Origin of the sequence: Gilliamella sp. Imp1-1, assembly GCF_001690415.1 — a bacterium.
GTDB lineage: Bacteria > Pseudomonadota > Gammaproteobacteria > Enterobacterales > Orbaceae > Gilliamella > Gilliamella bombi.
Genome location: NZ_LZHK01000024.1, coordinates 1 through 7,200 on the forward strand (window position 1 = coordinate 1; position 7,200 = coordinate 7,200).

Consider the following 7,200-nt stretch of genomic DNA (forward strand, 5'->3'; position numbering starts at 1 on the left):
GCTTTCCTAAATGCTTTAATCGTATCAGAAAGCTCGGCTATCAATGGAACCATAAGCGTGTTTATCGGGTGTATTGTGAATTAAAGCTTAATCTCAGAGTAAAACGAAAAAAACGCATTCCTCCACGATGCTCGGAAAAGCTATTTGTGCCTAATAAACAAGGTGAATGTTGGTCAATGGATTTTATGAGTGATAGTAGCCGTAATCAACGTCGCTTTAGGACATTCAATGTCATCGATGACTTTAATCGTGAGGCGTTAGGTATTGATATTGCAGTCAGCTTACCAGCAGGAAGGATTACCCGTTACTTAGATAAACTGGCCGAATATCATGGATATCCATTAAAAATACGGGTCGATAATGGGCCAGAATTTACAGGAAAAACCTTTATAAACTGGGCTAAATCACATGATATAGCCATTGATTATATAAAGCCCGGTAGCCCTTATCAAAATGGTTATATTGAACGATTTAATCGTACTGAATACTCGATATCTTTTTAACAACTTAGCACAGGCAAGGAGAATAACCGAAGAATGGCTAACGATTTATAACACCGAAAGACCGCATGAGGCATTAAATAACATGACACCGATTGAGTATAAAACACTAAAACAAGCAGCTTAATTTTCTACGTAAGTTGTGTACTAAGTTTGGGGTTTTTACATGGGCTATCTCTTTTTTATTCTTTCCGGCTTGTAATAATACGAAAATCTGGTATCTTTCCTTCCTAGAAAGGTGATTATAATACATAGCAATCTCCAAACTGTGGTGGTGCGAAGGTGCTAGTATAAATCACCTTTCTACTTTCTTCACTCCACTGTGTTTAAAATTGCACTTCATGTTTGAATCCAGGTATTTAATTAATAAAAATTGGATAAGTATTAACAAGTTTCTTAATAAGTATGTTCTTATTGAGCGCAATTAATAGCTTTAGATATGTAACGTGAAGTATATAATTACTGATAATTATACGATTGAGAATTCTTAGTGATTCCAACATTTATATAAGGTAAATCATCAATGAAAATATTAATTGTTGAAGATGATAGCTTGCTACAGAAAGGTTTATACGATGGTATAACGTCAAATGGTTATGTTTGTGAAGTTGCTACAAATGGTAAACAAGCTGAAGATTATATTCAATTTGGGCAGTTTAGTTTAATTATACTCGATTTAGGATTACCTGATTGTGATGGACTTGACTTACTGATTCGCTGGCGAAAAAATCATATTTCAACGCCAGTTTTGATTTTAACTGCACGCGATACCATAGAAGATAGAGTAGAAGGTTTAGATAATGGTGCCGACGATTATTTGATTAAACCTTTTGCTTTAACTGAATTATTAGCTAGAGTAAAGAGCGTTAATTCGTCGAGATCAAGGTACCGCAGATAATCTTATCAGTTATGGTCCTATTACTATTGATATAAAACAACAAAAAGCGACTGTTAATAACCAAGAAGTAGTGTTAACACCAAAAGAGTTTATTGTATTATCTTGATTAATGCTAAAAGCTGGCGAAAAGATCCACCGTGACTTATTGCAAAATGATCTTTATGATTGGCAGAGTGACCCTAGCTCAAATGTTTTGGAAGTGTATATTCACGGATTACGTAATAAATTGGGTAAAAATTTTATTCGTACAGTACGAGGTTATGGTTATCAACTTAATGATGGATGTTGATAACTCGATTAATTTAAATTAGATAATTAAATTATGATTTCAGAATCACTTAGTAATATACGCCACAGTATTCGTTGGAACCTATTTTTTACTTTGGGTTCTATCATGTTGGTTTGTCAGATTATTACTGTCCTTTGGTTATGGCACGAAAGTAAAGAACAAATAGATGTATTGGTTAATTTGACTCTAAGTCAAAATAAAATTGATGAAGTTGTTGAAGAAGAAGAATTAGAAGCGATTTTTGTTTTGTTTTGTTCAGCCTTTTCTATGATGGCAGTAACACTATTTTTAGCGTACAAAGCGATCAAGTGGATCACAAAACCGTTGGAAATTTTAGAGAAAGATCTTAATCAACGTACTGAAGAGAACCTAAAACCCATTGCGCCAATTAGCAATATGCGTGAAATTAAATCGATTACATCTGTATTGAATAATCTTTTTATTAGGCTGAGTACAACATTATCTCAAGAACGTCTTTTTACCGCCGACGTAGCGCATGAAATGAGGACACCTTTAGCAGGCATTCGTTTACATCTAGAATTGTTAGAAAATAACAATAACATTGATTGCACAGAGTTAATTGATCGTATAGATCGATTAGTCAGTACTGTAGAACAGCTATTAATGCTTGCTCGAGCTAGTCAAAAGTTTACTGTAGGACAGTATCAACATATTAATTTTTATAATGATATTATGATTCCGCTGTCTGATGAACTAACAGAATTGACTTCACAAAAACAGCAACAGCTTGAATGGTATTTGACTGATAAAGACCTTATTTTTAATGGTGATGCAACCTTAATAAGACTATTAGTACGTAATTTAGTTGAAAATAGTTATCGCTACAGTCCTGAGAACACTAAAATTGTGGTAAGTTGTTACAAAATTAAAAAAGATATCATTATTACTGTAGAAGATGAAGGTAATGGCATTGATGAGTCTAAAAGCGAAAAACTGACCCAAGCCTTTTTTCGTATGGATCGCAAGCATAATGGTATTGGGCTTGGTTTAAGTATAGTCAACCGTATTGCTAAATTACATCAAGGTCTATTTACCTTAAAAAATAGACCTAATAATGTAAAAGGTGCTATTGCACAATTGAGGATTACTGATTCACTTCGTCAACTAAACGAGTGATTAATTTATTGTTGCTATTTTCTTTAATAATGGATGTTAAAAAACGTTGCCAAGTTCGTTCAATTTTGGCTTTAGCAAAAAAAGGAATGTAATTGGCAATAGGAATAAGAGTTGAATTACCGATATTATCGATAATAATTAAGCGACTGTTATCTGCACTTAAGTGCTGAAACAAAATATTTTTGCTTTTTATTGTCATTGTAATAATACGATCTTTTAATAGGGCTGATTTCAAATTTCTTAATGAAGTAACTAAATCATCGTAATATTGCTTAGTTAATTTTGTATCAGCGAGGTATTTTTCAAGTGGTATAGCTATTTCACCGGTATAATCTCGGATGAGTTGGAAAACATGGCCTTTGCCATAATTGGTTGAAACTGGACCGTAATATTTTGCTATTGCATCGAATGAAACATTACGTCTAATTAGATGTTTATAATAAGAAATTTCTCGATTAGTCTCATCTTCAGCACCAACATTATAATTCACTTTGATACACTTATTGGGATCATTTGGATGACGATAACATTTTCGGTGCAAACCTTTGCTAATATAATCTTCTATTGAAAGTTGAATTGTATTGTTCATTTATTTAAATATTTTGTTATTTAATGTTGATTTTAGTTTATCAGTAAGCATTCCTTCTCGCTATGATTTTTTATTTTTACTCTAGCGCTTTTATAAAATTTCTGTATAATATTGCCACCCACGTTACGACAACGTTCTTCCCAACGTTGTTTTCGGTTGTCAATATTAGTATAACCGCTCGAAGGGGTGAGTTAATTAATGGTAACAATCAAAAAGTGTAAATAAATCAAATGATTTATTAACGTGAGATTAATTAAAAATTGGATAATTACGAATGAGTACTTTTTCAGCTAAACCAGAAACAGTTAAACGCGACTGGTATGTTGTTGATGCAGCTGGTAAAACGTTAGGTCGTTTAGCTACTGAAATCGCAAGCCGTTTGCGTGGTAAACACAAAGCAGAATACACACCACATGTTGATACAGGTGATTATATTATCGTTATCAATGCAGAAAAAGTTGCTGTAACAGGCAAAAAACGCACTGATAAGATCTATTATCGTCATACTGGCTACATCGGTGGACTTAAAGAAGCGACTTTTAAAGAGATGATTGAACGTCATCCTGAACAAGTCATCGAAATTGCTGTAAAAGGCATGTTACCGAAAGGTCCTCTTGGTCGTGCAATGTACCGTAAACTAAAAGTTTATGCTGGTAGTGAGCACAATCATGCGGCACAACAACCGCAAGTACTAGATATTTAAGGGGATAAAAGATGGCTGATAATCAATATTACGGTACAGGTCGCCGCAAAAGTTCTGCTGCTCGTGTATTTATCAAACCAGGTAGTGGTAACATCGTTATTAACAAGCGCTCTTTAGAGCAATACTTTGGTCGTGATACAGCTCGTATGGTTGTTATGCAACCGTTAGAGTTAGTTGAAATGACTGATAAACTTGATCTTTATATCACTGTTAAAGGTGGTGGTATTTCAGGTCAGGCTGGTGCGATTCGTCACGGTATTACTCGTGCGTTAATGGAATATGATGAAACTTTACGTTCTGCGTTACGTCAAGCAGGTTTTGTTACTCGTGATGCACGTCAAGTTGAACGTAAAAAAGTGGGTCTACGCAAAGCTCGTCGTCGTCCTCAATTCAGCAAACGTTAGGTGCGACAAGCAGTACTAAGTGCTTGATTTTTATGAATTTTTTTCGTAAAATCAAGTGAATGAAAGGCGAAGATGAAATACTTTTCCCTTTCATTCGTAGATAAGAGCGAAGATGAAATACTCTTTCCTTATTTACATGCTTGTAAACTCCTCGAGGGAGCCTCATAACTCCCGAAGGGGAGAAAATACCGAAAGCGTTAAATAGTTAACCTTTCGACCCGTGTGCAAGAGGGGACATATTCATGTAAGCCTTTTGTAAGGATAATCCTTACCAGTCCAGAGTTGAACTATATACAACTACATGATGAGCCGAAGATATAGCTGACATCAAAACTTCGCCATGAAGAAAACTGGAGCCTTTTGAGAGTATACACTCTCCAGTCATAGTTGGACTATACACAACTACAAGGCGAGCAATTATACATTGCCGACGTCTCTATTTAACTAATAAGTTGCTACTTAATACCTATGACCATTAATCATAGAAACATTAAGAAAGTAAGTAAATATATACAAAAGATTAGTCACAACATTATATAACCAACTAAAGTCAATAATAATAACTTTAAGGGTGATAATGAAGGGACAATAATAATCCTTGTACAATATATTATTGGTGGAATATCAGGTATAAAAACCTATTTACTTCACTCGAGCAGTTTTATGAGCAGTGCATAAGCTGTTATTGCCATTGTTGAATCATATAGAAAAAGTTTTAATTATATGAGAGCCAACCTACTATATGGCTAGTAGTAGTCTAGGGATAGTGCGAGACTGGCAACGGTCTGGTGCGGAGCTTCCTGACAACGTACCCCCTTGAGGAATAGCAAGGTTAGTGAAATCGCGAGGTGAAACTAAGTAATAACCAGTAGCAGGTTATGAGGGGCAAGACTGAATAGAAAGATGAACGTAAGTGAATAGATGACAAACGTCGTAATGCTGGAAAAGCCAAAGCTACTGATAGGCTTTAACCAAAGGTACATAGTCGGTTACTCCTTTCTAGCGTGGGAGTACGCCATCATACGACTATCGGCGGACAGTCTACATCTTAACTATTCGTGTGGTAATAATGGAACTTGGTAAGCCTGTACATTTGCCGTCCACAATTCAGTAACCGTATATATACGGAAAAACAGAAGAGTGTACGGCAGGCAGAGCGTAAGTAATGCTGTTGAGTGTGCAGGTAAAGGAGGTTAGAGAAAGCGAAGGGTTGGCTGTAATGGCTAACATAGGGTATGAGACATGACCTAATCCGAAAGGATGCAGACTTCTAACTGGTCTTCCGTCGCAAGATGACGGGCTAATCCTTTAGTGGATAATTTCTGATGGAATTATTTTAGGCGAGGGATGAGCTGACGAATTCCTAACAGTTTAAAATGAATTATTGGGAAGAATAACTCATCTGTTACAAGCAGACGTCAAGCTCAAAACTCAATCATTAACCATGTTACATCGTGGTAGAGTTATTTGATTAACTGAATAACTACCACATGCAACGTGGGTGTTCATTGGTAGTTATTCACCAAAAAATCAAGTAATTTCTGCTACTTCTTGTATCAAGAGGTAAGTATGAAAGAGCAAGCTCATAATAGCTTAAAGGCTAATAAGAGTCCAGCTCCAGCGACCTCTGACATGGCTCGTAAATGGCACAGTATTGACTGGGTCAAAGCAACAAGACATGTTAAAGGATTGCAGAGCAGGATTGCGAAAGCGACACTTGAGAATAATTGGCGCAAGGTTAAACGCTTGCAAAGATTATTAACACGCTCGACTTACGCTAAGCAATTAGCGGTAAGAAGAGTGACCGAAAACAGAGGTAAAAGGACTACGGGAGTTGACAAGGTAGCATGGTCAACTGCCGAGGCAAAATGGCAAACGATTGCAACGTTGACAAGCAAGGGATATAAACCGATGCCACTCAGGCGGGTATATATCCCAAAGTCTGATGGAAAGAAACGCCCTTTGGGTATTCCGACTATGAAAGACAGAGCAATGCAAGCGCTTTATCTATTTGCCCTTCAGCCTGTAGCAGAAACAACAGCGGACAAAGGCTCCTATGGGTTTCGCATTAATCGTTCAACGGCGGATGCGATAACACATATCCATCGAATATACTCGCACAAAGGGAGGGAAACAAACCAACCTGCGCAGGGGTATTAGATACAGATATACAGGGCTGTTTTGACCATATTAGCCATGAATGGTTAATAAATAATATCCCAATAAATAAAAGGATATTGAAGAAATGGTTAAAATCAGGCGTTGTTGATATGGGACAGGTGAAAGCAACAGAGGAAGGAACACCGCAAGGTGGCATAATTTCTCCGACACTGGCGAACATGGCGTTAGATGGTTTAGAGAAAGTGCTCGCTGAACACTTCGGTGAAAAAGCAAGCAAGTGGATCGGCTACACTAATTAGTACCAGTTTTATAAGGTCATTGTTATGATAAACTAAAAATAAGAGAAGGTAACAACAATGGCAATCGATTCATCACGAAGAGCAAAACGTAGCTTTACTAACGAGTTCAAAAAACAAATGGTCATGCTATATCAAAATGGTAAAAAACGTGCGGATATCGTCGCAGAGTATGACCTCACCAAATCAGCATTAGATAATTGGATAATGCAGTACCAAACTACCGGCTCATTCATCGCAAAAGATAATCGTCGAACTGAAGA

8 protein-coding genes and 2 pseudogenes are annotated in these 7,200 nt (G+C 36.4%); 8 read left to right on the forward strand and 2 right to left on the reverse strand.

Annotated features, from left to right (window positions below; all coding sequences use genetic code 11):
• Nucleotides 1-503: DDE-type integrase/transposase/recombinase (locus A9G38_RS02700; protein WP_141671694.1), on the forward strand; the 503-nt coding region annotated here is incomplete at its 5' end.
• On the forward strand, nucleotides 454-627 hold the full coding sequence (locus A9G38_RS12730; protein WP_080702392.1) for an integrase core domain-containing protein: 174 nt from the start codon (nucleotides 454-456) through the stop codon (nucleotides 625-627). The genes A9G38_RS02700 and A9G38_RS12730, both read left to right, overlap by 50 nt.
• Here A9G38_RS12730 and A9G38_RS11910 read toward each other — a convergent pair.
• On the reverse strand, nucleotides 610-753 hold the full coding sequence (locus A9G38_RS11910) for a helix-turn-helix domain-containing protein (protein WP_141671695.1): 144 nt from the start codon (nucleotides 751-753) through the stop codon (nucleotides 610-612). The genes A9G38_RS12730 and A9G38_RS11910 overlap by 18 nt on opposite strands.
• Before the next feature lie 270 nt (nucleotides 754-1,023).
• Here A9G38_RS11910 and A9G38_RS12735 point away from each other — a divergent pair.
• Both A9G38_RS12735 and pmrB read left to right on the forward strand, forming a co-directional pair.
• Nucleotides 1,024-1,687: pseudogene (locus A9G38_RS12735) on the forward strand (response regulator).
• A 33-nt stretch (nucleotides 1,688-1,720) separates the two neighbouring features.
• Nucleotides 1,721-2,824, forward strand: a complete 1,104-nt coding sequence (gene pmrB, locus A9G38_RS02710) for a two-component system sensor histidine kinase PmrB (RefSeq protein ID WP_034915454.1) — start codon at nucleotides 1,721-1,723, stop codon at nucleotides 2,822-2,824.
• Here the strand turns inward: pmrB and A9G38_RS02715 are convergent.
• Entirely contained in the window at nucleotides 2,793-3,413 is a 621-nt protein-coding gene (locus A9G38_RS02715; protein ID WP_051634357.1) for a YrbL family protein, read from the reverse strand. The genes pmrB and A9G38_RS02715 overlap by 32 nt on opposite strands.
• Nucleotides 3,414-3,687: 274 nt before the next feature.
• On the opposite strand from A9G38_RS02715, the gene rplM reads away from it, so the two are divergent.
• From rplM to A9G38_RS02735, 4 genes and pseudogenes are all read left to right on the forward strand, one after another.
• Complete coding sequence (gene rplM / locus A9G38_RS02720; RefSeq protein WP_034901369.1) at nucleotides 3,688-4,116, forward strand: 50S ribosomal protein L13; 429 nt, start codon at nucleotides 3,688-3,690, stop codon at nucleotides 4,114-4,116.
• Nucleotides 4,117-4,127: 11 nt separating this feature from the next.
• On the forward strand, nucleotides 4,128-4,520 hold the full coding sequence (gene rpsI / locus A9G38_RS02725) for a 30S ribosomal protein S9 (RefSeq protein WP_034915459.1): 393 nt from the start codon (nucleotides 4,128-4,130) through the stop codon (nucleotides 4,518-4,520).
• Between the two features lie 1,569 nt (nucleotides 4,521-6,089).
• Nucleotides 6,090-6,919: pseudogene (locus A9G38_RS12530) on the forward strand (reverse transcriptase N-terminal domain-containing protein); the annotation flags it as partial.
• Between the two features lie 78 nt (nucleotides 6,920-6,997).
• On the forward strand, nucleotides 6,998-7,200 hold a 203-nt coding region (locus A9G38_RS02735; RefSeq protein ID WP_141671696.1), incomplete at its 3' end, for a helix-turn-helix domain-containing protein.

Bases quoted from the DNA above. Each gene is read 5' to 3' on its own strand.
- A9G38_RS12730 (WP_080702392.1), top strand. From the start codon at position 454: ATGGTTATATTGAACGATTTAATCGTACTGAATACTCGATATCTTTTT.
- A9G38_RS11910 (WP_141671695.1), bottom strand. From the start codon at position 753: ATGTATTATAATCACCTTTCTAGGAAGGAAAGATACCAGATTTTCGTA.
- pmrB (WP_034915454.1), top strand. From the start codon at position 1,721: ATGATTTCAGAATCACTTAGTAATATACGCCACAGTATTCGTTGGAAC.
- A9G38_RS02715 (WP_051634357.1), bottom strand. From the start codon at position 3,413: ATGAACAATACAATTCAACTTTCAATAGAAGATTATATTAGCAAAGGT.
- rplM (WP_034901369.1), top strand. From the start codon at position 3,688: ATGAGTACTTTTTCAGCTAAACCAGAAACAGTTAAACGCGACTGGTAT.
- rpsI (WP_034915459.1), top strand. From the start codon at position 4,128: ATGGCTGATAATCAATATTACGGTACAGGTCGCCGCAAAAGTTCTGCT.